This is a genomic window from Hydrogenophaga sp., assembly GCF_051860785.1.
Classification (GTDB): domain Bacteria; phylum Pseudomonadota; class Gammaproteobacteria; order Burkholderiales; family Burkholderiaceae_C; genus Hydrogenophaga.
This window is the reverse complement of sequence record NZ_JBIMLB010000002.1, coordinates 125,947-149,444: the sequence shown is the minus strand read 5'-3', so window position 1 is coordinate 149,444 and position 23,498 is coordinate 125,947. Positions and strand designations below refer to the sequence as shown.

Genomic DNA, 23,498 nt, shown 5'->3' with positions numbered 1-23,498 from the left:
ATTCACACAGGCGCCATGAGGGCATAGCCTCGTAAAATGACCGGTTCCCCGACAGAAAGCCCCTCCCATGAGCCAGCCGCGACGCCTGTTCGTCACCACCGCCCTGCCCTACGCCAACGGCCACTTCCACATTGGCCACATCATGGAATACATCCAGGCCGACATCTGGGTGCGGTTCCAGCGCATGCAGGGCCACGAGGTGAACTTCGTGTGCGCCGACGACGCCCATGGCGCGCCGATCATGATCGCCGCCGACAAGGCGGGCAAGACGCCGCAGCAGTTCGTGGCCGACATCGCCGCCGGCCGCAAGCCCTACCTGGACGGTTTCCACATCGGCTTCGACAACTGGCACAGCACCGACGGCCCGGAAAACCACGTGCTGGCGCAGGACGTGTACCGCGCGCTCAAGGCCAATGGCCTGATCGAGACGCGCACCATCGAACAGTTCTTCGACCCCGAGAAGAACATGTTCCTGCCCGACCGCTTCATCAAGGGCGAATGCCCGAACTGCCACGCCAAGGACCAGTACGGCGACAACTGCGAGGTCTGCAGCAAGGTCTACAGCCCGACCGACCTGATCAACCCATATTCCGCGCTCTCGGGCGCCAAGCCGGTGCTGAAGAACTCCGAGCACTTCTTCTTCAAGCTCTCCGACCCGCGCTGCATCGAGTTCCTGAAAGCCTGGACCACCAGCGGCGCGGTGCAACCGGAGGTGCTCAATAAGATCACCGAGTGGATCGCCCCCGGCGACGACGGCAGGCCGAAGATGGGCGACTGGGACATCAGCCGTGATGCGCCCTACTTCGGCATCGAGATTCCGGATGCCCCGGGCAAGTATTTCTACGTGTGGCTGGACGCACCGATCGGCTACCTCGCTTCGCTCAAGAACCTGTTCGACAAGACCGGTCGCGACTTCGAGGCCTTCATGGCCGACCCGTCCACCGAGCAGTACCACTTCATCGGCAAGGACATCATCACCTTCCACACGCTGTTCTGGCCTGCCATGCTGAAGTTCAGCGGCCGCAAGGTGCCCAACGCGGTGTTCGTGCACGGCTTCCTGACGGTGAACAACGGCGAGAAGATGAGCAAGAGCCGCGGTACCGGGCTCGACCCCCTGAAGTACCTGAACCTGGGCATGAACCCCGAGTGGCTGCGCTACTACCTCGCGGCCAAGCTGTCGGCGCGCAACGAAGACCTGGACTTCAACTCCGAGGACTTCATGCTGCGGGTCAACAGCGACCTGATCGGCAAGTTCGTCAACATCGTCTCCCGGTCGGCGGGCTTCCTCACCAAGCGCTTCAACGGCGGGCTCACGCATACCTTCGACCCGCAAGGCGCGGCCCTGTTGAACGACATCCGCGACGCTGCGCCGAGCATTGCCGCGCTGTACAACGACCGCGAATACGGCAAGGCGATGCGCGAGATCATGGCCCTGGCCGATCGCGTGAACGCCTACGTCGACCAGCACAAGCCCTGGGACCTGGCCAAGGACAGCGCCAACGACCAACAACTGCACCAGGTGTGTTCGGTGCTCGTCAACGCGTTCACGGCGCTGGCGCGTTACCTTGCGCCCGTGCTGCCCGACCTGACGCAACGCGTGCAGGCCTTGACCGGCACCGACCTGAAGACCTGGTCCAACCGCGCCGACGTGGCCCGCATCCAGCCCTACCAGCACCTCATGCAACGGGTGGACGTCAAGCAGCTCGACGCGCTTTTCGAGCCCCCGCCCGCACCAGTCGAAGTGGCCGCAGTCCCGGGTGGTGAGCCGATCGCCGAGACCATCACCATCGACGACTTCGCGAAGATCGACCTGCGCATCGCGCAGATCGTGAACTGCGAAACCGTGGAAGGCTCGACCAAGCTGCTGCGCCTCACGCTCGACGTGGGCGAAGGCCGCACGCGCAACGTGTTCAGCGGCATCGCCAGCGCCTACAAACCCGAGGACCTGGTGGGCAAGCTCACCGTGGTGGTGGCCAACCTCGCGCCACGCAAGATGAAATTCGGTGTGAGCGAAGGCATGGTGCTGGCCGCCAGCCACGCCGACGAAAAGGCGCAGCCCGGCATCCATGTGCTCAACCCCTGGCCCGGCGCCACGCCTGGCATGCGGGTGCGCTGAACGATCGATCGCCCATGTTCAAGCCGATCCGTGGCTTCACCAGTCTGCAGCGCACGCCGCAGGCCGATCTGAAGCTCGGCTCGGTGCTGGCCTTCGTGGCCGGCGCGGCCAACGCGGGTGGGTTTCTGGCCGTGGGTCAGTACACCTCGCACATGACGGGCATCGTCTCCTCGGTGGCCGACCACCTGGTGCTGGGTGAATTCACCCTGGCTCTGGCGGGTGTCGGATCGGTGCTCGCTTTTCTGCTTGGCGCCATGACCACAGCCTGGCTGGTGAACTGGGGCATGCGGCACGAATTGCGCAGCGCCTACGGCCTGCCGCTCATCCTGGAAGCCGCAGCACTTTTGGTGTTCGGCCTGTTCGGGGCCGCCATCGGCTTCATGACGCCGGTCTTTCTGCCCCTCACTGTGGTGGTGCTGTGCTTCATCATGGGTCTGCAGAATGCGGTGATCACCAAGATCTCGCGCGCGGTGATCCGCACCACCCACGTAACAGGATTGGTCACCGACCTCGGCATCGAACTGGGCAAGCTGCTCTACGTGAACCGGCAGGCAGGCTCGGCACGGGTGCTGGCCGATCGCTACCGCCTGCGTGTGCACAGCCAGCTCATTGCCTGCTTCTTCATGGGTGGCCTGACTGGGGCCCTTGGCTTCAAGTACCTGGGCTACATCAGCACCCTGCCCCTGGCGCTGATGCTGTTGCTGCTGGTCATGCGCCCGGCTCTGGACGACTGGCAACGCCTGCGCGCGGCCTGAGGAGCCACCCGCCTACTTCGGATCGATCTCCGGGTCCCGCGTCGACCCGGTGGACACCACGCGCAGGTCGCGGTCGAACACCACGGTGAAGATCTTCGAATCGCCCGCGTTGGGACCGTCCAGGTAACGCCAGTCGTAGTGGGTTTCGCGCTTGATATCGTAGGTCGTGATCTTCATCGGCTTGCCCAGCATGCGGCGCACCGTCTCCATGGGCATGCCGGGAACCACCTGCTTGAAGTTCTGTGGTGTCAGCACCTGGCGCAGCGCGGCCATGCGACCATCCGGGCCGATGGTGATCATGTAGTTGCGGTGGCCGGCGGGCTGGCGGTTGTATTCGTAGATCTGAGCGCCGTCCTCGGCCTCCCACACTGCTTCGGGCGTGCCGAAGCGTTCGCGCACGTCGGCCTCGGTGGACACGCCCTCTTCGAGTTCGCTGATGTTCTGCGGGTCGCAGCCACCGACCAGCCAGACGCAGGTCAGGAGCGCCACGCGCCAACGCCATCGCGTCCAGGAAGATTTCATGCGGATCCTCGTCAAAACAGAAAAATCCAGTTTAGTCGCGCTGGCCCCACCCGCCGGTTTGTCAGCCCCGTGAACGGTTGCGAAAGGTAACATGCCCCATGCTCCAAGGACTGCCGCCCCTGGCCCCCTTCCGTCCGCGCCTCGTGCAGGACATGAAGGGCTACAACCGGGACAAGCTGGTGCGCGACATCGGCGCGGGCGCGACGGTGGGCATCGTGGCGCTCCCCCTGGCCATGGCGTTTGCCATCGCCAGTGGCCTCAAACCCGAGGCCGGCCTGTGGACGGCCATCATCGCGGGCTTTCTCATTTCGGCCCTGGGTGGAACCTCCATGCAGATCGGTGGCCCTGCGGGTGCCTTCATCGTCATTGTCTACGGCATCGTCGAGCGCTACGGCGTGGCCAACCTGCTGATCGCCACGGCCAGCGCGGGTGTGCTGCTGTTCCTCATGGGGCTGTTTCGCCTGGGTTCGCTGGTGCGCTACGTGCCGGTGAGCGTGGTGATCGGTTTCACCAACGGCATCGCGGTGCTGATCGCGTTGTCGCAGGTGCGCGACCTGCTGGGGTTGGACATCGCGAAGATGCCCGCGAGTTTCTTCGGCCAGATCAACGCCATGGCGCTGCACCTCGGAAGCTTCAACGTGTTTGCCTTCGCTCTGGGCGCGTTGTGCGTGCTGGGCTTGTTCGTGTGGCCCCGGCTGTGGGCGGTGGACTCGCAGTTCCGCCGCCAGATCGCGGTGCTGGACCGGGTGAGCGCGCTCAAGGCCACCTCACGCATCCCGGGCCCGGTGGTGGCGCTGGTCACCCTTTCCTTGCTGGCCTGGGCGCTGGCCTTGCCGGTGGAGACCATCGGCACACGCTTTGGCGGCATCCCGCAGGGCGTGCCGGCCTTCGAACTGCCCGATTTCTCCTGGGAAACCGTGCGCCTGCTGGTCACGCCCACGCTCACCATCGCCATGCTGGGCGCCATCGAATCCCTGCTGTGCGCCCGCGTGGCCGACCAGTTGGGCGATGCGCCCAAGCACGACCCCAACCAGGAACTGATGGCACAAGGCGTCGCGAACACCGTGGTGCCCTTCTTCGGTGGCATGCCGGCCACCGGCACGATCGCCCGCACGGTCACCAACATCCGCTCGGGCGCGGCCTCGCCCGTGGCGGGCATGGTACATGCCATCACCCTGGCCGCCGTGGTGCTGCTGGCCGCGCCGCTGGCGTTCCACATTCCGCTGGCGGTGTTGGCCGGCGTGCTGCTGTTCGTGGCCTGGAACATGGGGGAATGGCGCGAGTTCGGCCGGCTGAAACAATTCAGCAACCACTACCGGCTGATGATGTTGTCCACCTTCGCGGTGACGATCATTTTCGATCTCACGGTGGCGGTGGAGCTCGGGCTGGTGCTGGCCGTGGTGCTGTTCGTGCGCCGGCAGAGTTCGATCTTTCGCGCCGAACCGGTGGCCCGCACCGAGCAGCAACTCACTTACAAGCTCTATGGCTCGCTGTTCTTCGGCGCTGTCACCAAGATCGATCCGATCGTGACCGCCGTGGAAACCTCGCCATCGCCGGTGAACGTGATGCTCGACGCCAGTCATATGATTTCCCTGGACGCCTCGGGGCTCGATGCGCTGGAACAGCTGCACAAGGCGGTGCACAAGCGCGGTGGCCATCTGGGCATGGTGGGGCTGCATGATCAGCCACGCTCCCTGATCGAACGATCGGGCTTTGCCAGCCGGCTGAACACCTGCCAGTAGCAGACCGGTAAAATCGCCGCTTTCCCCTGCGCCCGCCCCGGCTGCCCACCATGTCCTTCTTCCGCCGCCCCGACTACACCTCCGACGCGACCCAGTTCATCGAGTCGCTCAAGCAGAAAAAGCCTTCGCTGGAGCAGGAGCAGCGCAAGGGCCGTGCGCTGCTGTGGGACAAGCAGATCGACCGGGAATTCCAGGCCAGGGCCGAAGCCGCCCGCGTGCCGCAGCAGCCCTACGTGTACCAGACCGGCTCCGACCACATCTGAGCCTCCGAATGACCGGCGAGCCCCACATGCTCGACGAGGCCCCTCAGGGCCTGGACGCGGTGCTGCCCAGCGTGGTGGACCACGTGGCGCTGGCCCGCCTGTACGGCGAGCCCCTGTTCGCCATGCCGCGCGATCTCTACATCCCGCCCGATGCGCTGCAGATTTTCCTGGAAGCCTTTGAAGGTCCGCTGGACCTGCTGCTCTACCTGATCCGCAAGCAGAACTTCAACATCCTCGACATCCCGATGGCGGCGGTGACCCGCCAGTACCTGACCTACGTGGATGAAATCCGCGCCAGCAACCTGGAACTGGCGGCCGAGTACCTGCTGATGGCGGCCATGCTGATCGAGATCAAGTCGCGCATGCTGCTGCCGCCCAAGAAGACGGCCGAAGGCGAGGAGCCCGAGGACCCGCGAGCCGAACTGGTCCGCCGCCTGCTGGAATACGAGCAGATGAAGCTGGCCGCGCAGCGCCTGGCCGACTGCCCGCAATACGGCCGCGATTTCCTGCGCGCCCAAGTCTATGTGGAGCAGGCGCTGGCGCCGCGCTTTCCCGATGTGAACGCCATCGATCTGCAAAGCGCCTGGCGCGACATCCTCAAGCGCGCCAAGCTGGTGCAGCACCACAAGATCAGCCGTGAAGAACTCTCGGTGCGCGAGCACATGAGCATCGTGCTGCGCCGCCTGCAAGGTCGAAAGTTCGTCGAGTTCGGCGAGCTGTTCGACCCCACGCACGGCTCGCCCGTGCTGGTGGTCACTTTTATCGCCATGCTGGAGCTGGCCAAGGAAACGCTCATCGAGCTGACCCAGGCCGAAGCCTTTGCCCCCATCTACGTCCGCTTGGCGTACTCGCCCACATGAACCCCCACGCTCCGCCGCTTCGCGGGTCGCTGCCCCCCACGGGGGCTGAGCCGCCTTGGGAGCGGCCCGGCGGCGGCTCGACTCACTCTTCGACATGACCGACCTGCACCGTTTCGACGTCCTGATCATCGGCAGCGGCCTGGCGGGTCTCACCACCGCCCTGCACCTGGCCTCCACCCACCGCGTGGCCGTCGTCACCAAAAGGGCTCTCACCGATGGCTCCAGCAACTGGGCGCAGGGCGGCATCGCCGCCGTGCTGGCCGAGGGAGACAGCTACGCCTCGCATGTGGACGACACGCTGGTGGCGGGCGCAGGCCTGTGCGATCTGGAAGCCACACGCTTCACCGTAGAAAACGCCCCGGCGGCCATCGCCTGGCTGCAGGAACTCGGCGTGCCCTTCTCCACCGAGGACGGCGAACTGCACCTCACGCGCGAGGGCGGCCACAGCCACCGGCGCATCGTGCACGCCGCCGACGCCACCGGCGCGGCGGTGCAGGCCACGCTGATCGAGCGCGTGCTCGCCACACCGGCCATCCAGGTGTTCGAGCACCACATGCTGGTTGACCTCATCACCGACCGCAAGCTGCCCGGTCACGATCCGGCGCCTCGCGCGGCCACACGCTGCCATGGCGCTTACGTGCTCGACACCGTGCGCGACGAGGTCGTGACCTTCAGCGCCACCCACACCGTGCTGGCCACGGGCGGCGCGGGCAAGGTGTACCTCTACACCACCAACCCCGACACCGCCACGGGCGACGGCATCGCGGCCGGCTGGCGCGCGGGTTGCCAGGTGGGCAACATGGAATTCATCCAGTTCCATCCTACCTGTCTGTATCACCCACACGCCAAGAGTTTCCTGATCTCCGAGGCGGTGCGCGGGGAAGGTGGGCTGCTCAAGTTGCCTGCCTCCCACGGCGGACACCGCTTCATGCCCGACCATGATCCGCGTGCCGAACTCGCGCCGCGCGACGTGGTGGCCCGCGCGATCGACTTCGAGATGAAGAAGCACGGCCTGGACTGCGTGCACCTGGACATCTCCCACCAGCCGCCCGAGTTCCTGCGCGAGCACTTCCCCAACATCCTGGCGCGCTGCGCCGAGCTGGGCATCGACATCACCCGGGAGCCCATCCCCGTGGTGCCCGCGGCGCACTACACCTGCGGCGGCCTGGTGACCGATCTCACCGGCAGCACCGGCATCGCCGGGCTGTATGCGGTGGGCGAGACCACCTGCACCGGCCTGCACGGCGCCAACCGCCTGGCCAGCAATTCGCTGGTGGAGTGCATGGTGTTCGCACAAGGTGCCGTGGGTGCGATCCGAAGCGCCCCGGGTGCGGCCACGCCAGCCATGCCGTTGTGGGACGACAGCCGCGTGACCGACGCCGACGAGCACGTGGTCATCTCGCACAACTGGGATGAACTGCGCCGCTTCATGTGGGACTACGTGGGCATCGTGCGCACCGACAAACGACTGGAGCGCGCCGCGCACCGCATCTCGCTGCTGCAAGCGGAAATCCACGAGTTCTATTCGCAGTTCCACGTCACGCGCGACCTGCTGGAGCTGCGCAACCTGGTGCAGGTGGCTGACCTGATCGTCATGTCGGCCATGATGCGCCGCGAGAGCCGCGGCCTGCACTTCAGCCGCGACTACCCCGAGTTGCTGCCGGAAGCCAAGCCGACGATATTGGTCCCCCCCGCGCGCTGACGCGCACCCCCCAAGGGGGCGATGCCTGCGGCCTGGCAGAGCCAGTTCCGCGGCATCCTCGGTTGTGGCGCCGCTAGGCCGCGCCGATATGGGGCACCAGCGCGCCAGGGTTGTTGCCAGATTTCAGCGCGGAGGTGAACGCCAGCATGCGATCGATGGGCTGACGCGCGCGCGGGATGAGCGCCGGATCGACGTGGATCTCGTTCAGCCCCTTTTCCAGCACCTGCGCCACGCCCGCCAGCCCGTTCATTGCCATCCAGGGGCAGTGCGCGCAGCTCTTGCAGGTGGCGCTGTTGCCGGCGGTGGGTGCTTCGAAGAACACTTTGCCCGGGTTCTGCTGTCGCAGCATGTGCATCATGCCGTTGTCGGTGGCCACGATGAACTCGGTGGCGTCCATCTCGCGCGCCGCCTTCAGGATGGCCGAGGTGGAGCCCACGGCGTCGGCCAGGGCCACCACTTCCGCTGGACTTTCCGGGTGCACCAGCACCTTTGCCTTGGGATGCTCCTTCTTGAGCGCCTCCAGTTCGAACGACTTGAATTCGTCGTGCACGATGCAGGAGCCCGTCCACATCACCATGTCGGCACCGGTCTCGCGCTGAATGTAGGCACCCAGGTGCTTGTCGGGCGCCCACAGGATCTTGTGGCCCTTGTCCTTGAGTGCGCTCACGATGTCAAGCGCGCAGCTGGAGGTCACCAACCAGTCCGACCGCGCCTTCACCGCTGCACTGGTGTTGGCGTACACCACCACCGTGCGGTCGGGGTGCGCATCGCAGAAGGCGCTGAATTCATCGATGGGGCAGCCCAGGTCGAGCGAGCAGTTCGCATCCAGATCGGGCATGAGCACGGTCTTCTCCGGGCTCAGGATCTTGGCCGTCTCGCCCATGAAGCGCACGCCCGAGACCACCAGGGTGGTGGCGGGATGGTCGCGCCCGAAGCGCGCCATCTCCAGCGAATCGCTCACGATGCCGCCGGTCTCCACGGCCAGATCCTGCAGGTCAGGGTGCACGTAGTAGTGAGACACCATCACCGCGTTGCGCTCCTTGAGCAGTGCGCGGATGCGCTCCTTGAGCGCGGCGCGCTGCTTCGGCCCCGGCTCCACCGGCACGCGTGCCCAGGCGTGTTGCGTGGGGCAGGCCGGTTGTTCGTATTCGACGTCGATGACGTCGCCGCTGGATTCGTTCGTGGGGTTCATGTGGTTGTATCTTCCAGGTGAGCCGCTTCAGAGGGTCTCGAAGCGCATGGAGAAATCGATCGCCCGGATGTCCTTGGTGAGTGACCCGATGGAAATGCGGTCGACACCGGTTTCTGCAAGGGCGCGCACGGTCTTCAAGTTGACGCCGCCCGAGATTTCAAGCACCGCGCGCCCGGCATTTCGGCGCACGGCCTCCAGCAGGTCGGCGTTGGCCATGTTGTCCAGCAGCACCATGGTGGCGCCGTGGGCCAGGGCTTCGTCGAGCTGGGCCAGCGTCTCCACCTCGATCTCCACGAAGCGGGCTGCTGGCGCGGTATCGCGCACGCGTTGCAGCACCTGGGCCACGCCACCCGCAGCGGCAATGTGGTTCTCCTTGATCAGCACCGCGTCGTAAAGCCCGATGCGGTGGTTCAGTCCGCCACCGGTCGTCACCGCGTATTTCTGCGCCAGCCGCAAGCCTGGCAAGGTCTTGCGCGTGTCCACGATGCGCGCGCGCGTGCCGGCGACGGCGTCTACGTACGTCGCCGTCTGCGTCGCCACGGCCGAGAGCAGTTGCAGGAAATTGAGGGCCGTGCGTTCGGCTGTCAGGAGCTTCTGTGCGCGGCCTTCGATGGAGAGCACGGTCTGGTCCGCCGCGCAGCGCTGGCCTTCGGCCGCGTGCCATTGCAACCGGGCCTGCGGATCCAGCGCGAGCACCGCCGCTTCCACCCAGGGTGTGCCACAGATCACCGCCGATTCGCGCGCCAGGATGCGCGCACGCGCCATGCGATCGCCATCGACCAATGCAGCCGTCAGATCCCCTTCGCCCACGTCCTCCGCCAGCGCTCTGGCCACGTCGGCGCGCGCCAGTTCTTCAATGTCAAAGGAAGTGAATTCGGAGAGATGTTTCATGGGCCGCAAGCATAACGGGATGGTCTATAGTCCCGCATTCTCACCCACCCCTGAAACACGCGGGAACCACGCATGAGCACCCCCACCACCACCGCGCCCATGGCCACGCCTTATGGCACGCTGCCCACGGCATCGCCCCTGCCCCAGCGCAAACCCGTCAGCCTGCCGCGCCTGAATGAACTGCGCGAGCGCGGTGAAAAAATCACCATGCTCACGGCCTACGACGCCACCTTCGCCGCCGTGGCCGATGCGGCGGGCGTCGAATGCATCCTGGTGGGCGACTCGCTGGGCATGGTCTGCCAGGGCCTGGCCAGTACGGCAGGCGTCACGCTCGAAACCATGGCCTACCACGTGGAGAGCGTGGCGCGCGGCCTGCGTCGCGTGCAGGGCACGGCCTGGCTGCTGGGCGACCTGCCGTTCGGCAGCTACCACGAATCGAAAGAACAGGCCATGCGCAGCGCGGCGCAACTGGTGCATGCGGGCGCGCACATGATCAAGCTCGAAGGCGGTGGCTGGACAGCCGAAACCGTGCGTTTCCTGGTCGAGCGCGGCATCCCGGTCTGTGCCCACCTCGGGCTCACGCCACAGACGGTGCACGCCCTCGGCGGCTACCGCGTTCAGGGCCGCGGCGATGCGGCCGCGCTCACGCTCAAGCGGCATGCGCTCGAACTGCAGGACGCCGGCGCCACCATGCTGGTGCTGGAAATGGTGCCCGCCGCCCTCTCGGCCGAAATCACGCAACAACTGCCGCACTGCCACACCATCGGCATCGGCGCCGGCAAGGGCACCGCCGGGCAGGTGCTGGTGATGCACGACATGCTGGGCGTGAACCTGGGCAAGAACCCGAAGTTCGTGCGCAACTTCATGGAAGGCGTCAGCGGCGTGCGCGAGGCGATGGCGGCGTATGTGGCCGCCGTCAAGGACGGCAGCTTCCCCGACGACCAATTGCACGCGTGGTGAGAGGCGCCACAGGGCCGTCCTTGAGGGAGCACCGCTTCCCTGCGTCATCCCGATCCCGCGCCGTCACACATCTGCGGATTCGGCTGGAACAAGACTCCTGGCCCCGGTTGCAGATGGCCTTCCTGGTCATGCTCACGGGAGCAAGCGGGTTCCTGGCTTCCTTTCTGCTCCTGCAAGCAGGCCTGCAGGCCATGTGGATGCGATACCCGGTGTCGGTCGGCTTCGCATACGGGGTGTTTCTCCTGCTGCTTTGGCTGTGGATGAAAACCAAGGCCTCCGACTACGCGGATGTGCCCACCATCTCAGGGAACGGGGCATCGAACGGCGGTGCCGATTCAGAATGCCTTGCCGATCTGCAGAGCGGTGGCGGCGGGGATTTCGGTGGAGGTGGCGCCTCGGCTCAATTCGACGCACCGGCAAACCCTGTCGATCCCAGCGAGTTGCCGGGTTCCAGTCTCGTCAGTGATGGACTGGCTTCCGTGGGTGATGCCGATGAGGCCGCCTTGCCCCTGCTGGGACTTCTGCTGGTCGCAGCGCTGCTTGTGGGCATGCTGGGCGCGGCGGTATCTTCTCTCTACATCCTGTATGCAGCGCCCGGACTGTTCGCCGAGTTGCTGCTGGACGGCGTGCTGGCGGCGACGCTCTACCGACGACTGCGCCACCTGGAATCACGGCACTGGCTGGAAACCGCACTGCGTCGCACGGCTGTGCCGTTCGCCTTGACCGCTGCGTTCCTGAGCGTAGGCGGAGCCACCATGCAATGGTATGCACCCCAGGCGCATTCGCTCGGCGGCGTGCTGCAGGAAGCCACCAGCCGTCCGTGAGGAGCAAGGCGATAATGCCCCGGCCCATCGCTTCGGCCCCACCGCCCATCTCATGAAAATCGTCCACACCATCGAGGAACTGCGCACCGCGCTGCGCCCTTTCAACTCGCCCGCTCTGGTGCCCACCATGGGCAACCTGCACGACGGTCATCTGGACCTGGTCCGTACCGCGAAGCCGCTGGGTGACGTCACCGTGGCAAGCATCTTCGTGAACCGCCTGCAATTCGCACCGCACGAGGATTTCGACACCTACCCACGCACCCTGCAGGCCGATTGCGACAAGCTCGCCGCGCAGGGTTGCGACGTGGTGTTTGCGCCTTCGGAAAAAGAGATGTACCCCGAACCACAGGGCTTCAAGGTACAGCCGCCCACCGAACTGGCCGACATCCTGGAAGGTCACTTCCGACCCGGTTTCTTCACCGGCGTGTGCACGGTGGTGATGAAGCTTTTCCAGACCGTGCTGAGCGAAGCCAAGGGCCCGCGCTACGCCGTCTTCGGTCAGAAGGATTACCAGCAGCAGATGGTGATTCGCCGCATGGTGCAGCAGTTTGCGCTGCCGGTCAGCATCGTGAGCGTGCCCACGCAACGCGCAGCCGATGGACTGGCGCTGAGTTCGCGCAATGGCTATCTGAGCGAGACCGAGCGCACCGAAGCGGTCCAGCTTTCGCTGGCCTTGCGCGCGCTCGGACGCGATGCGCTGGCCGCCGCCGACGGCCTGGTGCGCCACCTGCCTGCACTGGAAGACCGCGCCATGCAGGCGCTGGCCGCGCGCGGCTGGCAACCCGACTACCTGACCGTGCGTCGCCGGACGGACCTGCAGTCGCCACAGGCAGGCGATGCATTGGTGGTTCTCGGTGCGGCGCGTCTGGGCAAGACCCGCCTCATCGACAACTTCGAGATCTAAAGCGTTTCCTGCTTGGGGTCGCGGCCCATCAGCGTGGCCACGGCCTGCGCGGGTTTCAGGCGGCCTTCGAGCAGCGCCACCACGGCCTCGCTGATCGGCATGTCCACCCCCAGCAAGCGGGCGCGCTGCACGGCGGTTCGTGCGGTGTAGACGCCTTCGGCCACATGGCCCAGCGAATCCACCGCCTGCCGCAGGTTCATGCCTTCGGCCAGCAACTGGCCGACCTTGCGGTTGCGCGACAGGTCGCCCGTGGCCGTGAGCACCAAGTCCCCCAGGCCTGAGAGGCCCATGAAGGTTTCCGCGCGTGCGCCCAGCGCCAGCCCCAGTCGTGTCATCTCGGCCAGACCCCGCGTGATCAGCGCGGCGCGCGCGTTCAGCCCCAGCCCAAGCCCATCGCACAGGCCGGTGGCAATGGCCAGCACGTTCTTGATCGCACCGCCCACCTCGACGCCCACAATGTCTTCGTTCGCATACACGCGCAGGATCGGGCTGTGAAAGGCCGCCACCAGCACGTCGCGCACGCTGGCATGCTCGCTGGCAGCCACCAGCGCGGTGGGCTGGCCGTGCGCCACTTCCTGTGCAAAGCTGGGCCCGCTGAGCACGCCAGCCTTGAGCCGAGGCGCCACCTGCGCGCGGATTTCATGACCCAGCAGACCTGCGGACCACGCGTCCTCCTGTGGCGCCTCGAAACCCTTGCAGAGCCAGGCCACTGGCGAGGGATGTTCCGTCAACTGACCCAGGAGCCCGCGCAGCCCGGCCATCGGGGTGCCGATCACCAGGAGATCGGCATCGCGCCATTCGGCAGCATGGTCGTCCATGGGCCCGCTGGTGAGGGCGAGGGTCGGCGGCAGTGCCAGGCCGGGAAGGTAGCGGCGGTTTTCGCGGTGGACACGCATGTCTTCTGCCTGCCGCGCATCGCGCGCCCACAGGCTGACTTGCCGGAACTCACCTTCCTGAGCGGCCGCGCTCGCAGCCAGCGCGGTGCCCCAGGCACCCGCTCCAAGCACGACGATTTTCATCTCTCCTGTGCCGGGCAGTGAGCTGCTTACTGCGTCACGATGCGCGGCGCGTCCTGCTCCGCCTGGGCTTGCTGCTGCTCGTACATGGCCTGGAAGTTGATTTCAGCCAGATGGACCGGCGGGAAGCCGCCACGCTGGACCAGGTCGGCCACGTTGCTGCGCAGGTAGGGGTACACGATCTGGGGGCAGGCAATGCCCATGATGGGGCCCATCTGGTCCTGCGGCAGGTTGCGGATCTCGAAAATGCCGGCCTGCTTGGCTTCCACCAGGAACACCGTGCGGTCCTTGATCTTGGTGGTGACGGTTGCGGTCACGCAGACCTCGAAGATGCCGTCGGCGACCGGGCTGGCCTCCACGCCAAGCTGGATGTCCACCGAAGGCTGCTCCTGTTCCAGCAGGATGGCCGGCGAATTGGGCTGCTCCAGCGAGGCCTCCTTGAGGTAGACGCGCTGAATCTGGAAGGTGGGTTCCTGGTTTTCTGCCATGGTGTGTCTCGAAAGAGGGGGAAAAAGTCAAGCCCGCCGGGGCGTCGATCCCGCAGCGGGCAAAGATGGCAATTATGGCAGGCAGTCCATCGCGCCCCCTCGGGCCGCTCAAGCCTGCAGCAGGGGCATCAGGCCACCACGGCCGTCGAGCGCGTGCAGGTCGTCGCAACCACCGACATGGGTGTCGCCAATGAAGATCTGCGGCACGCTGGTGCGCCCGGTCAACTGGGTCATTTGAGACCGCAAACCGGGCTGGCCGTCCACGTAGATTTCTTCCAGATCGACCACGCCCCGGCGCTCGAGCAGCGATTTGGCCCGGCTGCAGTACGGACAGTAGGCACTGGTGAACATCTTGACCTTGGCCATGCGGGCAATTTCCTGAAATCCGAAAGTTTGGATGATCAGGCTTTTTCCACTGGCAGGCTGGCCGAGCGCCATGCACCCATGCCGCCGGTCAGGGATTGGACATCGGCATAGCCCAGTTTTTTCGCTATGGCCAGACCCCGGTTGGCCCGCGCGCCTGTGGCGCACACCATGATCAACGGCGTGGCCTTGTTCTTGACCGCTGTCGGCAGCTTGGCCTCGAGCTCGTTCAGAGGCAGATTCTTCGCCCCTATCACGTGCCCGGCTTCAAATTCCTTGGGCTCGCTGACGTCAATCACAACCGCTTTCTCACGGTTCATGCGCTGCACCGCCTGCGTGGCGCTGAGCGTCCCGGCGCGACCGCCCGCAGAGACCGCAGGCCAGACCAACATGGCGCCAGCAGAAAATGCCACGGCGATAAGAACCCAGTTTTCGATGAAGAAACTCACGGAGATACCTTTCGAGTAAGCGGGAGATTTTAGAATGCTCGCTCGCTTCGCCCGCTCTCGACTCTCAACACGCCCCTTTTTCATGCACAAACTCGTTCTGATCCGCCACGGCGAATCCACCTGGAACCTCGAAAACCGCTTCACTGGCTGGACCGATGTGGACCTGACCCCGACCGGACTGGAACAGGCCAAGGCCGGCGGTCGCCTGCTCAAGGCTGAGGGCTACGACTTCGATCTGGCCTACACCAGCGTACTCAAGCGCGCCACCCGCACGCTCTGGCATGTGCTCGATGAAATGGACCGCACCTGGCTGCCGGTGGTGCACAGCTGGCGGCTCAACGAGCGTCACTATGGAGCGCTGCAAGGCCTGAACAAGGCCGACATGGCACGCCAGTACGGCGACGAACAGGTGCTGGTCTGGCGCCGCAGCTACGACACCCCGCCGCCGCCGCTGGAGCCCGGGGATCCGCGCAGCGAGCGTGGCGACCGCCGGTACGACCGCCTCAAGCCCGAAGAGATTCCCCTGACCGAGTGCCTCCAGGACACCGTGGCGCGCGTGCTGCCATTCTGGAATGAGGCCATGGCTCCGGCCATTCGCTCCGGCAAGCGCGTGGTGGTGGCCGCGCACGGCAACAGCATCCGCGCCCTGGTGAAGTACCTCGACGGCATTTCCGACGCCGACATCGTCGGTCTCAACATCCCCAACGGCATACCGCTGGTGTACGAACTCGATGCCGAGTTGCGCCCCCTGAAGCACTATTACCTGGGCGACGCCGAGGCAGCGGCCAAGGCAGCCGCTTCGGTCGCGGCGCAGGGCAAGGCCTGACCGGGTGATCCTTCACGCCTACATCGAATAACCAGGGCGAGACTTGGGGAACCGACCCAATCCGCCTTGCTCCAAGGTGTATATTGGTCCGACAGGGCCTGGCAGGCCCTGCTCGGGCGTCTTATTTGGGGTATTTCGATGGCAAAACAGGTGAGTCACAAGCTGAAGATCGCAGGCTGGGTGGCCATTGGTGCGGTGGCCGGGGCCTTGACCACGGTTCAGCTCCAGGCGGTTGCGCGCGGCACGCTTGCCCCCCTGCCACTGGAAGAGCTGCAGCAGCTTGCGGCCGTCTTCGGCATGGTCAAGACCGACTACGTGGAACCAGTCGACGAGAAGAAGCTCATTTCCGAGGCCATTTCCGGCATGGTGGCCAGCCTGGACCCCCATTCCCAGTACTTCGACAAGAAGTCTTACAAGGAATTCCGGGAAGGTACGAGCGGCCGATTCGTGGGTGTCGGCATCGAAATCTCCATGGAAGACGGCCTGGTCAAGGTGGTATCCCCCATCGAGGATTCGCCCGCCTTTCGCGCCGGTCTCAAGTCGGGTGACCTGATCACCAAGATCGACGACACCGCCGTCAAGGGCCTGACGATCAACGATGCCGTCAAGCTCATGCGCGGCGAGCCCCGCACCAAAGTGTTGTTGACCATCTTTCGCAAAGACGAGGACCGCACCTTCCCGGTGACCATCACGCGCGAGGAAATCAAGACACAGAGCGTGAAGTCCCGCGTCGTCGAACCCGGCTACGCCTGGGTGCGCGTGTCCCAGTTCCAGGAACGCACCATCGAGGACTTCGCCCGCAAGCTCGAGGACGTCTACAAGGCGGACCCCAACCTCAGGGGCCTGGTGCTGGACCTGCGCAATGACCCGGGGGGCCTACTGGACGCAGCCGTCGCCCTGTCGGCCGTGTTCCTTCCCGAGAACGTGACCGTGGTGTCCACCAACGGGCAGCTCGAAGACAGCAAGTTCATCTACAAGGCGATCCCGCAGCACTACCTGCGCCGCGGCGGCACCGACCCCATCAAGCGACTCACGGAGAACACCAAGGGTGCGCTCAAGAAGGTGCCGCTGGTGGTGCTGGTCAACGAAGGATCGGCCTCGGCGAGCGAGATCGTGGCCGGCGCCCTGCAGGACCACAAGCGCGCCACCATTCTGGGCAGCCAGACGTTCGGCAAGGGTTCCGTGCAGACGGTGCGCCAGCTGACCCCGGACACCGGCCTCAAGCTCACCACCGCGCGCTACTACACGCCCTCGGGCAACTCCATCCAGGCCAAGGGCATCGTGCCCGACGTGATGGTCGACGAGACGCAGGAAGGCAATGTGTTCGCGGCGCTGCGAACCCGCGAGGCGGACCTGCAGAAGCACCTGGGCAACGGCAAGAATCCGGCAGAGCCGCCCATGACGGACGCGCGCCGCGCCGAAGAGCAGCAGCGCGATGAGGCCCGCGAGGCCGCACGCAAGCGGGTGGAAGAAGAAGCCCGGAAGAACCCGGGTCAGCGACTCGTGCCCGAGTTCGGCAGCGACAAGGACTTCCAGCTTCAGCAAGCCCTGAACCAGCTCAAGGGTCGACCCGTGCTGGTGAGCAAGACGCTGGAAGTGCGTCCGCCCGAGAAGAAGGAAAACTGACGCTCACACAGGGCGGCTGCCTGCGGGCCCCCCCTGGGACACTGCCTTGGACGACGCTCAGCTCCTGCGCTATTCGCGCCACATCCTGCTCAACGAACTCGGCATCGAGGGCCAGGAAAAGCTGCTCGCTTCGCATGCGCTGATCATCGGCGCGGGGGGTTTGGGCTCGCCGGTAGCGCTCTACCTGGGCAGCGCTGGCGTGGGCCGCATCACGGTGGTGGACCACGACGTGGTCGACGAGACAAACCTGCAGCGCCAGATCGCACACAACCTGGCACGCGTGGGTCACCCCAAGGCCCAGTCGGTGCGCGATGCCATCGCAGCCATCAATCCCGACGTGCGCGTGACGCCGTTGGTACAACGCGCCGACGAAGCCTTGCTCGATGCGTGGGTCCCCCAGGCCGACGTGGTGCTGGACTGCACCGACAACTTCGCCATTCGCCACGCCATCAACCGCGCTTGCGTGAAGCACGCCAGGCCGCTCATATCGGGCGCGGCCATCCGCATGGACGGACAGCTCAGTGTGTACGACACCCGCGAATCCGATCGACCTTGCTACGCCTGCGTGTTTCCCGAAAACGCCGGGCTGGAAGAAACGCGCTGCGCCACGCTGGGCGTGTTCGCGCCGCTGGTCGGCATCGTTGGCAGCATGCAGGCGGCCGAAGCACTGAAGCTGCTCACCGGCCTGGGCTCGCGGCTTGCAGGTCAATTGCTCATGCTCGATGCGCGGGACATGGGTTTCCATCAGATCGCGCTGCCTCGCAATCCGCATTGCGAGGTGTGTTCGACACGCGCCTGAGGCTCAGGGCAGATGGCAGGGGCCGTGTCGGCGGCGAAAGTCGCGTGGCAACTCGGCGGCTGCGTCGGCCACCACACCCAGGCCTGCCTTTCGCGCGGCGTCTTCCTGCCGCGCATAGGGCCCCGGGCTGCGACCCCAGCGGTACGACCAGGCCATGCCGCGCGCGACCAACCAGCCGCCCACATCTTCACTCCGGTGGCTGATGCGGGCCAGCCCCCTTCCATAGTCGTCGTGACTTCTCACGCGCACCTGCACCACCTGGTCCAGCACGCGCGCGGCCAGCGCATCGCGCGCGGCCTCACCACCCACCTGGCAGATTTCGGGGGCGTCGATGCCGTCCAGACGAAGCTTGCGGTAGCGCCCACCCGCGAGCGGCTTGACCCACAGGGTGTCGCCATCGAACACGCGGCTCACGCGGGCGGGATACACATGGTCATCGCGGGACTCAAGTGTCTGAGCACGGGTCGCGATGCAGGTTAGCGCCGCCAGGCACAGGACCAGCCTGCGCAGAGGCCTCACCCTTTCTTGCCACCCATGACGAGCAGAACGGCACCGACCACGATCGCGCCGACGCCGACCCATACCGGAACGTTGACGGTTTCCTTTTCCTTCACGGAGAGCTCCAGGGGGCCGAGCTTCACAGCCTCTGTGTTCTTGGTGTAGCTGAAGCTGCCATAAACCAGGCCGATGGCGCCGGCGGCGATGAGGATGATGCCGATCAACTTTGCGGTGTTCATGGGTGATGTCCTCTGAAGGTCTCGCGCTTCCGTTGTACGTCCGACATGGACGTCACGCAGCGCAGTGCCGATGATGCATCAAACACAGACGCTCTTTGCGGGCATGCAACAACACGTGCTCAGGGGGCATCGAACAGGCGGGTGTACCTGCGCTGCATCTCGTCGGTCGCCACCTCCTCAATCGAATGGCCAACCAGCCATCGATGCCCGAACGGATCACGCACCACCCCTGAGCGCTCGCCGTAGAACGCGTCCTGCGCCTCTCGCTCCAGGCTGGCGCCGGCTGCCACAGCCTGTTCGATCATGCGATCGGCATTGTCCACGTGCAGGTGGATGGACACCGGCGTCGCGCCGATGGACGAGGCGCTGCGAATACCGTACTCCGGAAACTCGTCGCACAACATCACCGTCATGGGCCCGAACGCCATCTCCGCATGGCCGATACGACCGCTGGGTTCGGTCAGACGGAATTTCTCGCTTGCGCCGAAAGCGCGCTGGTAGAAATCGATGGCGGCGGCGGTGTCGGACACGCACAGGTAGGCAAACACTTCTTCGATTTTCATGAGTCACCTCTGGAAGTTATGAAGAGAGTGGCATCTTCTGCACACGGTGCCGGGGCGTATAGAAAAAAATTGACCTCAGGCCGATGGCGGGGGCACGCTCTCGATCGGCAGGTGATTGGCGTGAGCCGGTGAGAGGCGCCGATACGCTTGCGGCGTGACGCCGGCGAACGCCAGGAAATCGCGGTTGAAATGAGACTGGTCGCTGTAGCCGGCGTCCGCTGCCAGCGCAGCGAGCGGCTCGTCTGCGTCCCGGCCCATGGCGGAGAGCACCCCCTGGAACCGCTGCACCCGCAGCCAGCTCTTGGGTGGCAGGCCCACGGACTGCCGGAACAGCGCGATGAACCGGCGATGGCTGACGCCGCTGTGGCGCACGGCATCCGCCACGGTCCAGGTGGCGGGCTTCTCGCCCAACACGGAAGCGATCGCGGGATGCAGCCCGCGCACGCGTGGCAGGTGCGCCAGAAGCGCGGCTTCGAGCAGGGTCAGCCGGTCTTCGGCCCCCTGGGTCTCCTGCAACCGAGCCCGCAAACGGCGAACGCCCTCGCCCCACAGATCTTCCAGCGGCGTGTGCCGCTCGGCCAGTTCATCCGCGCCCACACCAAACAGGCAGGGTGCGGCACCCGGACGCAGCACCGCGCCCACCGAACAAGAGGCCCCTGAGCTCTCCCGCACGTAGAAGCCGGAGCGCGCGCCACCCACCAGCGCAGCAGGCATGGTCCGCGCGATGGGGTCGTTGCGCAGGTCTGCGATGCGCAACGGGCTGTCGGTCAGGCGCAGCACGAGGTGCATCATGCCGGTGGGCAGCGCGTGCTCGCGCACCGCCTGTTCTGCGACGCCGGATGCACCGCCTTCGCTCGCCCACACCAGCGACACGAAAGGTCGCAGTGCGGGCATCGGCGGGCGTTGCAGTGTGGTCATGGCGGGTCCTCGCGACAGGCCGGACCCCTGGCCCGGAAACACCAGCGTATCAGGCGCTCAGGCGCTCGTCGAGCCGCCGCAGCCCGGCCACCGTCTGCAGACAGGCCTGCGCGGCCTCGGTGCCCTTCACGGCGAAATGCCGCAGGAAATATTTTCTATGCTCGGCGTGTTCGTGAAAGTGGTGCGGCGTGAGCACGGCGGAGATCATGGGCACGCCGGTGTCGAGTTGCACGTCCATGAGCGCCTGCACCACGGTTTGCGACACGAAGTCGTGGCGGTAGATACCGCCGTCGACCACCAGCGCGCTGCCCACCACGGCCGCGTAGCGTCCCGAACGGGCCAGGCGCTGGGCGTGCAGCGGGATCTCGAACGCACCGGGCACGTCGAACACGTCGATCGCGTCGGTATCGAAACCGCTTTTCGCCATCTCGGCAAAGAAGGCGTCACGCGCCTGGTGCACGATGTCCGCATGCCAGGACGCTTCGACAAAGGCGAAACGCAGGTGGCCCGGCAGTTGAACGGAGGGGGAGGTTTCTGACTGATTCATGGATTTCTCGAAATGAGAGGGGCCAAAAAATCAGGGCGCACAAGCGCGAATGCCATCCGATGGCGCGAAGGCACCATCCGGGCATGCGGCTCGCGCTCTCTTTCATCCGGACTCTGACACCCGCTGGCGGATGTCTTACCGTCGGTCCCGGGATCTCACCGGGTCTGCTGACCCCGGGCACCCCACCGAATGGGTGCCTGGGCGCTCGCGGCACTCGTATGGTCGTGTCGCCACGCCACCATCACCGCCGGTGGGGAATCTCACCCCGCCCTGAGAACGCTGTTGTCCGGCACATGGGCCGAACCGATCTCATTGTAGGCAGGGTCCGCCAACCCCACTGTCACTCGGGTTGAAGGCTCAGGCGCCGACGATCCAGCCTTCGAGCGGATCGAACTCCGGCAAACCCCAGCGGGGGTGACCCGCCTCGTGCTGGTGCAGAGCCCAAGCAGCCTGCAGCAGACACAGCACGGCGTCCAGGCTGTCGCCGCTGGCGTCGTCGGCGAGGGCATCGCGCTGGCCATGGGTGAGCCGCAGGCGCAGACCGCAGGTGGCCAGCAATGGAGCCTGCCCGTTCTCCAGCGCATTCACGAGCGTCTTGCGTGCGATCAGGCGATCCGGCGTCTGGCGGGCCTTGTCGTCGCTCTTGTACGAGACCGTGCCCAGCACGCTGCGCGCCAGCAGGCCGGGATACGCTTCCAGCCCCACGCGCGTGCCGTCGCCCGGCCACAGGCTGGGCAGTGTCACGCCGGCTTCGATGAGGCGCGGCACACCCGCGTGCAGCATGTAGGCCACGGGTGGATTGACCCATTTCATGCTCGGGCTGGAGCCGGCGGGGCCATCGGTGGCGCGGTGGGCGAACTTGCCGCCAGCCGGTCTTGCATCGCAGAACGACGAGAAGGCATCGCGAATGGCGGGGCGGGACATCCCGGCATAGTGCGCCATGCAGGCGCCCCAGTCCGTGGGCCATCCCAGGGTGGTGACGAGTTCGCGTGGCAAGCCGAATGGGAGGTCGAAGCCACCCACCCATTCGCCAGGCGCGGCGAGGCGCTCACGCCAGCCATCCAGCGACTCGAACCGCTCCATGGTGTCGAGCAGCACACGGCCACGGTCGATGTGGCCCACGGCCAGGGCAATGGGTTTGCGGCGGCTCGGCGCGCTGGTGAAATCGCAGCCGAGCAGGAGCGGACTCACGACCGCGCTCAGGCGCGGCCGATGATGCTGGCCGTTGCCATCAGTTCTTCCAGCAGCGCCAGCGAGACCTTGCCCGATACGGCATAGGGATCGAATTCGGGTCGCTCGGAGTACTTCAGCACGATGGAGGTGTTGAGCTTGGAGAGATTGACCTGGCCCATGGTCCAGCCGCCGAAGCGGCGCTCGGAGATTTCCTCGTAGTGAAGCAGTTCCACGCCGGCGTGTCGCGGGTCGGCCACGATGTGGTTGTAGAGCGCGTTGACCGCACTGCGCCCGCCCTCGATGGCCTGCAGGAACACGCCACCACCGTAGCAGAGCACGCCGGTGATGCCGTTGCCCAGGTTGTGCGAGCGCGAGGCCTCCAGGATGGACTCGATGGCCTTGGCGTCTTTTTCAACAGCGCGACTGACGTAGAGCAGGCGTACCAGCATAGGGTTCTTCTTCGAATATGGGTGGGTCAGCGGGGAATGAGCGCGAGGAATTCCCGCCGCAGGTTGGAGTCCTTGAGGAACACGCCGCGCATGACCGAGTTGATCATCTTGCTGTCCATGTCCTTCACGCCGCGCCAGGCCATGCAGTAGTGGCTGGCCTCCATCACGATGGCCAGTCCATCGGGCTGGGTCTTCTCCTGGATCAGATCGGCCAGTTGCACCACCGCCTCTTCCTGGATCTGCGGACGGCCCATGATCCACTCGGCCATCCGCGCGTACTTGGACAAGCCGATCACGTTGGTGTGCTCGTTGGGCATCACACCGATCCAGATGCGGCCAATGACGGGGCAGAAGTGGTGGCTGCAGGCACTGCGCACGGTGATCGGGCCCACGATCATCAGCTCATTGAGGTGTTCGGCGTTGGGAAACTCGGTGACGCTCGGGCCGTGCACATAACGGCCATTGAACACCTCCTTGAGGTACATCTTGGCCACACGGCGCGCGGTGTCGCCGGTGTTGTGGTCGTTCTCGGTGTCGATCACCATGGCGTCGAGCACGCCCTGCATATGAACCGTCACTTCCTCGAGCAACTGGTCGAGCTCACCGGGCTGGATGAATTCGGCGATGTTGTCGTTGGAATGGAAGCGCTTGCGAGCCGCCTTGACGCGCTCGCGGATCTTGACGGAAACGGGCACACCGATGTCGTCGTCGGGGGGGGCGGCGGGGGTCATGTCGGGTTCGGTTTTCCTCAGCATGGCGCATGCTAACACCGGACTCCGGGCCAGACCTCATGGGGGAAATAGCGCCCGACAG

Annotated in this window: 27 protein-coding genes and 1 riboswitch; of the genes, 12 read left to right on the top strand and 15 right to left on the bottom strand. The window is 65.6% G+C overall.

Translation table 11 applies throughout. The features are described 5' to 3' along the window. Positions 1-67: 67 nt before the first annotated feature. Together metG and ACTIF6_RS03765 are read left to right on the top strand one after the other, a co-directional pair. On the top strand, positions 68-2,116 hold the full coding sequence (metG, locus tag ACTIF6_RS03770; RefSeq protein WP_439586671.1) for a methionine--tRNA ligase: 2,049 nt from the start codon (positions 68-70) through the stop codon (positions 2,114-2,116). 14 nt (positions 2,117-2,130) lie between these two features. Beyond that, positions 2,131-2,871, top strand: coding sequence for a YoaK family protein (locus ACTIF6_RS03765; protein ID WP_439586670.1), 741 nt, complete (start codon positions 2,131-2,133; stop codon positions 2,869-2,871). A 12-nt stretch (positions 2,872-2,883) separates the two neighbouring features. Here ACTIF6_RS03765 and bamE read toward each other — a convergent pair whose 3' ends face one another. Continuing rightward, positions 2,884-3,393 (bottom strand): outer membrane protein assembly factor BamE domain-containing protein, encoded by a 510-nt coding sequence (bamE, locus tag ACTIF6_RS03760; protein WP_439586669.1) that lies wholly within the window; start codon positions 3,391-3,393, stop codon positions 2,884-2,886. Positions 3,394-3,491: 98 nt separating this feature from the next. On the opposite strand from bamE, the gene ACTIF6_RS03755 reads away from it, so the two are divergent. From ACTIF6_RS03755 to nadB, 4 genes are all read left to right on the top strand, one after another. Beyond that, positions 3,492-5,135 (top strand): SulP family inorganic anion transporter, encoded by a 1,644-nt coding sequence (locus ACTIF6_RS03755; protein WP_439586668.1) that lies wholly within the window; start codon positions 3,492-3,494, stop codon positions 5,133-5,135. A gap of 50 nt (positions 5,136-5,185) precedes the next feature. After that, positions 5,186-5,398, top strand: coding sequence for a DUF3460 family protein (locus tag ACTIF6_RS03750; protein WP_439586667.1), 213 nt, complete (start codon positions 5,186-5,188; stop codon positions 5,396-5,398). 8 nt (positions 5,399-5,406) lie between these two features. Beyond that, positions 5,407-6,258 (top strand): segregation and condensation protein A, encoded by an 852-nt coding sequence (locus ACTIF6_RS03745; protein ID WP_439586666.1) that lies wholly within the window; start codon positions 5,407-5,409, stop codon positions 6,256-6,258. A 94-nt stretch (positions 6,259-6,352) separates the two neighbouring features. Beyond that, the gene (gene nadB, locus ACTIF6_RS03740) at positions 6,353-7,960 is read left to right on the top strand and encodes an L-aspartate oxidase (protein ID WP_439586665.1); all 1,608 of its coding nucleotides are present in this window, start codon (positions 6,353-6,355) and stop codon (positions 7,958-7,960) included. Positions 7,961-8,033: 73 nt separating this feature from the next. Here the strand turns inward: nadB and nadA are convergent, their stop codons facing one another. Together nadA and nadC are read right to left on the bottom strand one after the other, a co-directional pair. Continuing rightward, positions 8,034-9,152, bottom strand: a complete 1,119-nt coding sequence (gene nadA / locus ACTIF6_RS03735) for a quinolinate synthase NadA (protein ID WP_439586664.1) — start codon at positions 9,150-9,152, stop codon at positions 8,034-8,036. A gap of 27 nt (positions 9,153-9,179) precedes the next feature. Continuing rightward, on the bottom strand, positions 9,180-10,043 hold the full coding sequence (gene nadC / locus ACTIF6_RS03730; RefSeq protein ID WP_439586663.1) for a carboxylating nicotinate-nucleotide diphosphorylase: 864 nt from the start codon (positions 10,041-10,043) through the stop codon (positions 9,180-9,182). 72 nt (positions 10,044-10,115) lie between these two features. Here nadC and panB point away from each other — a divergent pair, with 72 nt between their 5' ends. The 3 genes from panB (at position 10,116) to panC (ending at position 12,731) form a co-directional block, all read left to right on the top strand. After that, positions 10,116-11,003, top strand: coding sequence for a 3-methyl-2-oxobutanoate hydroxymethyltransferase (gene panB / locus ACTIF6_RS03725; RefSeq protein WP_439586662.1), 888 nt, complete (start codon positions 10,116-10,118; stop codon positions 11,001-11,003). A 128-nt stretch (positions 11,004-11,131) separates the two neighbouring features. Then, entirely contained in the window at positions 11,132-11,827 is a 696-nt protein-coding gene (locus ACTIF6_RS03720; RefSeq protein ID WP_439586661.1) for a hypothetical protein, read from the top strand. Positions 11,828-11,879: 52 nt separating this feature from the next. After that, a complete protein-coding gene (gene panC, locus ACTIF6_RS03715) occupies positions 11,880-12,731 on the top strand; it encodes a pantoate--beta-alanine ligase (RefSeq protein WP_439586660.1) in 852 nt (283 codons plus the stop codon). On the opposite strand, the gene ACTIF6_RS03710 is transcribed toward panC, so the two are convergent. The 4 genes from ACTIF6_RS03710 to ACTIF6_RS03695 form a co-directional block, all read right to left on the bottom strand. Next, positions 12,728-13,750, bottom strand: coding sequence for an NAD(P)H-dependent glycerol-3-phosphate dehydrogenase (locus tag ACTIF6_RS03710; RefSeq protein WP_439586659.1), 1,023 nt, complete (start codon positions 13,748-13,750; stop codon positions 12,728-12,730). The genes panC and ACTIF6_RS03710 overlap by 4 nt on opposite strands. A 26-nt stretch (positions 13,751-13,776) precedes the next feature. Then, a complete protein-coding gene (gene secB, locus ACTIF6_RS03705) occupies positions 13,777-14,235 on the bottom strand; it encodes a protein-export chaperone SecB (protein ID WP_428288285.1) in 459 nt (152 codons plus the stop codon). A 108-nt stretch (positions 14,236-14,343) separates the two neighbouring features. Then, positions 14,344-14,601, bottom strand: coding sequence for a glutaredoxin 3 (gene grxC, locus ACTIF6_RS03700; protein WP_439586658.1), 258 nt, complete (start codon positions 14,599-14,601; stop codon positions 14,344-14,346). A gap of 35 nt (positions 14,602-14,636) precedes the next feature. Continuing rightward, a complete protein-coding gene (locus ACTIF6_RS03695; RefSeq protein WP_439586927.1) occupies positions 14,637-15,047 on the bottom strand; it encodes a rhodanese-like domain-containing protein in 411 nt (136 codons plus the stop codon). Positions 15,048-15,129: 82 nt separating this feature from the next. On the opposite strand from ACTIF6_RS03695, the gene gpmA reads away from it, so the two are divergent. The 3 genes from gpmA (at position 15,130) to ACTIF6_RS03680 (ending at position 18,298) form a co-directional block, all read left to right on the top strand. Beyond that, the gene (gene gpmA, locus ACTIF6_RS03690; protein ID WP_439586657.1) at positions 15,130-15,873 is read left to right on the top strand and encodes a 2,3-diphosphoglycerate-dependent phosphoglycerate mutase; all 744 of its coding nucleotides are present in this window, start codon (positions 15,130-15,132) and stop codon (positions 15,871-15,873) included. 150 nt (positions 15,874-16,023) lie between these two features. After that, positions 16,024-17,499, top strand: coding sequence for a S41 family peptidase (locus ACTIF6_RS03685; protein ID WP_439586656.1), 1,476 nt, complete (start codon positions 16,024-16,026; stop codon positions 17,497-17,499). Positions 17,500-17,545: 46 nt separating this feature from the next. Next, the gene (locus ACTIF6_RS03680; RefSeq protein WP_439586655.1) at positions 17,546-18,298 is read left to right on the top strand and encodes a HesA/MoeB/ThiF family protein; all 753 of its coding nucleotides are present in this window, start codon (positions 17,546-17,548) and stop codon (positions 18,296-18,298) included. 3 nt (positions 18,299-18,301) lie between these two features. Here the strand turns inward: ACTIF6_RS03680 and ACTIF6_RS03675 are convergent, their stop codons facing one another. The 8 genes from ACTIF6_RS03675 to folE all read right to left on the bottom strand — a co-directional run bounded on the left by ACTIF6_RS03675 (position 18,302) and on the right by folE (position 23,440). Next, on the bottom strand, positions 18,302-18,727 hold the full coding sequence (locus ACTIF6_RS03675) for a thermonuclease family protein (protein ID WP_439586654.1): 426 nt from the start codon (positions 18,725-18,727) through the stop codon (positions 18,302-18,304). An 86-nt stretch (positions 18,728-18,813) separates the two neighbouring features. Beyond that, on the bottom strand, positions 18,814-19,035 hold the full coding sequence (locus tag ACTIF6_RS03670; RefSeq protein WP_439586653.1) for a hypothetical protein: 222 nt from the start codon (positions 19,033-19,035) through the stop codon (positions 18,814-18,816). Between the two features lie 119 nt (positions 19,036-19,154). Then, entirely contained in the window at positions 19,155-19,598 is a 444-nt protein-coding gene (locus ACTIF6_RS03665) for a VOC family protein (protein ID WP_439586652.1), read from the bottom strand. A gap of 75 nt (positions 19,599-19,673) precedes the next feature. Then, positions 19,674-20,516 carry a helix-turn-helix domain-containing protein gene (locus tag ACTIF6_RS03660; RefSeq protein WP_439586651.1) on the bottom strand — a complete coding sequence of 281 codons (843 nt, stop codon included), beginning with the start codon at positions 20,514-20,516 and terminating at the stop codon, positions 19,674-19,676. Positions 20,517-20,565: 49 nt separating this feature from the next. After that, a complete protein-coding gene (locus ACTIF6_RS03655) occupies positions 20,566-21,063 on the bottom strand; it encodes a 6,7-dimethyl-8-ribityllumazine synthase (protein ID WP_439586650.1) in 498 nt (165 codons plus the stop codon). Between the two features lie 90 nt (positions 21,064-21,153). Beyond that, positions 21,154-21,345: riboswitch (FMN riboswitch) on the bottom strand. 75 nt (positions 21,346-21,420) lie between these two features. After that, positions 21,421-22,254, bottom strand: a complete 834-nt coding sequence (locus tag ACTIF6_RS03650; RefSeq protein WP_439586649.1) for a DUF429 domain-containing protein — start codon at positions 22,252-22,254, stop codon at positions 21,421-21,423. 8 nt (positions 22,255-22,262) lie between these two features. Continuing rightward, entirely contained in the window at positions 22,263-22,685 is a 423-nt protein-coding gene (locus tag ACTIF6_RS03645; RefSeq protein ID WP_439586648.1) for a BLUF domain-containing protein, read from the bottom strand. A gap of 26 nt (positions 22,686-22,711) precedes the next feature. Continuing rightward, a complete protein-coding gene (folE, locus tag ACTIF6_RS03640; protein ID WP_439586647.1) occupies positions 22,712-23,440 on the bottom strand; it encodes a GTP cyclohydrolase I in 729 nt (242 codons plus the stop codon). Positions 23,441-23,498 lie beyond the last annotated feature (58 nt).

Excerpts from the sequence above, each read along its gene's own strand:
- nadA (WP_439586664.1), bottom strand. The coding sequence starts at position 9,152 with ATGAACCCCACGAACGAATCCAGCGGCGACGTCATCGACGTCGAATAC.
- ACTIF6_RS03660 (WP_439586651.1), bottom strand. The coding sequence starts at position 20,516 with ATGACCACACTGCAACGCCCGCCGATGCCCGCACTGCGACCTTTCGTG.
- ACTIF6_RS03750 (WP_439586667.1), top strand. The coding sequence starts at position 5,186 with ATGTCCTTCTTCCGCCGCCCCGACTACACCTCCGACGCGACCCAGTTC.
- secB (WP_428288285.1), bottom strand. The coding sequence starts at position 14,235 with ATGGCAGAAAACCAGGAACCCACCTTCCAGATTCAGCGCGTCTACCTC.
- grxC (WP_439586658.1), bottom strand. The coding sequence starts at position 14,601 with ATGGCCAAGGTCAAGATGTTCACCAGTGCCTACTGTCCGTACTGCAGC.
- bamE (WP_439586669.1), bottom strand. The coding sequence starts at position 3,393 with ATGAAATCTTCCTGGACGCGATGGCGTTGGCGCGTGGCGCTCCTGACC.
- ACTIF6_RS03645 (WP_439586648.1), bottom strand. The coding sequence starts at position 22,685 with ATGCTGGTACGCCTGCTCTACGTCAGTCGCGCTGTTGAAAAAGACGCC.
- panC (WP_439586660.1), top strand. The coding sequence starts at position 11,880 with ATGAAAATCGTCCACACCATCGAGGAACTGCGCACCGCGCTGCGCCCT.
- ACTIF6_RS03755 (WP_439586668.1), top strand. The coding sequence starts at position 3,492 with ATGCTCCAAGGACTGCCGCCCCTGGCCCCCTTCCGTCCGCGCCTCGTG.
- nadB (WP_439586665.1), top strand. The coding sequence starts at position 6,353 with ATGACCGACCTGCACCGTTTCGACGTCCTGATCATCGGCAGCGGCCTG.
- ACTIF6_RS03710 (WP_439586659.1), bottom strand. The coding sequence starts at position 13,750 with ATGAAAATCGTCGTGCTTGGAGCGGGTGCCTGGGGCACCGCGCTGGCT.
- ACTIF6_RS03655 (WP_439586650.1), bottom strand. The coding sequence starts at position 21,063 with ATGAATCAGTCAGAAACCTCCCCCTCCGTTCAACTGCCGGGCCACCTG.
- ACTIF6_RS03765 (WP_439586670.1), top strand. The coding sequence starts at position 2,131 with ATGTTCAAGCCGATCCGTGGCTTCACCAGTCTGCAGCGCACGCCGCAG.
- ACTIF6_RS03670 (WP_439586653.1), bottom strand. The coding sequence starts at position 19,035 with ATGAACACCGCAAAGTTGATCGGCATCATCCTCATCGCCGCCGGCGCC.
- gpmA (WP_439586657.1), top strand. The coding sequence starts at position 15,130 with ATGCACAAACTCGTTCTGATCCGCCACGGCGAATCCACCTGGAACCTC.
- ACTIF6_RS03720 (WP_439586661.1), top strand. The coding sequence starts at position 11,132 with ATGCTCACGGGAGCAAGCGGGTTCCTGGCTTCCTTTCTGCTCCTGCAA.
- metG (WP_439586671.1), top strand. The coding sequence starts at position 68 with ATGAGCCAGCCGCGACGCCTGTTCGTCACCACCGCCCTGCCCTACGCC.
- nadC (WP_439586663.1), bottom strand. The coding sequence starts at position 10,043 with ATGAAACATCTCTCCGAATTCACTTCCTTTGACATTGAAGAACTGGCG.
- panB (WP_439586662.1), top strand. The coding sequence starts at position 10,116 with ATGAGCACCCCCACCACCACCGCGCCCATGGCCACGCCTTATGGCACG.
- ACTIF6_RS03665 (WP_439586652.1), bottom strand. The coding sequence starts at position 19,598 with ATGAAAATCGAAGAAGTGTTTGCCTACCTGTGCGTGTCCGACACCGCC.
- ACTIF6_RS03745 (WP_439586666.1), top strand. The coding sequence starts at position 5,407 with ATGACCGGCGAGCCCCACATGCTCGACGAGGCCCCTCAGGGCCTGGAC.
- folE (WP_439586647.1), bottom strand. The coding sequence starts at position 23,440 with ATGCTGAGGAAAACCGAACCCGACATGACCCCCGCCGCCCCCCCCGAC.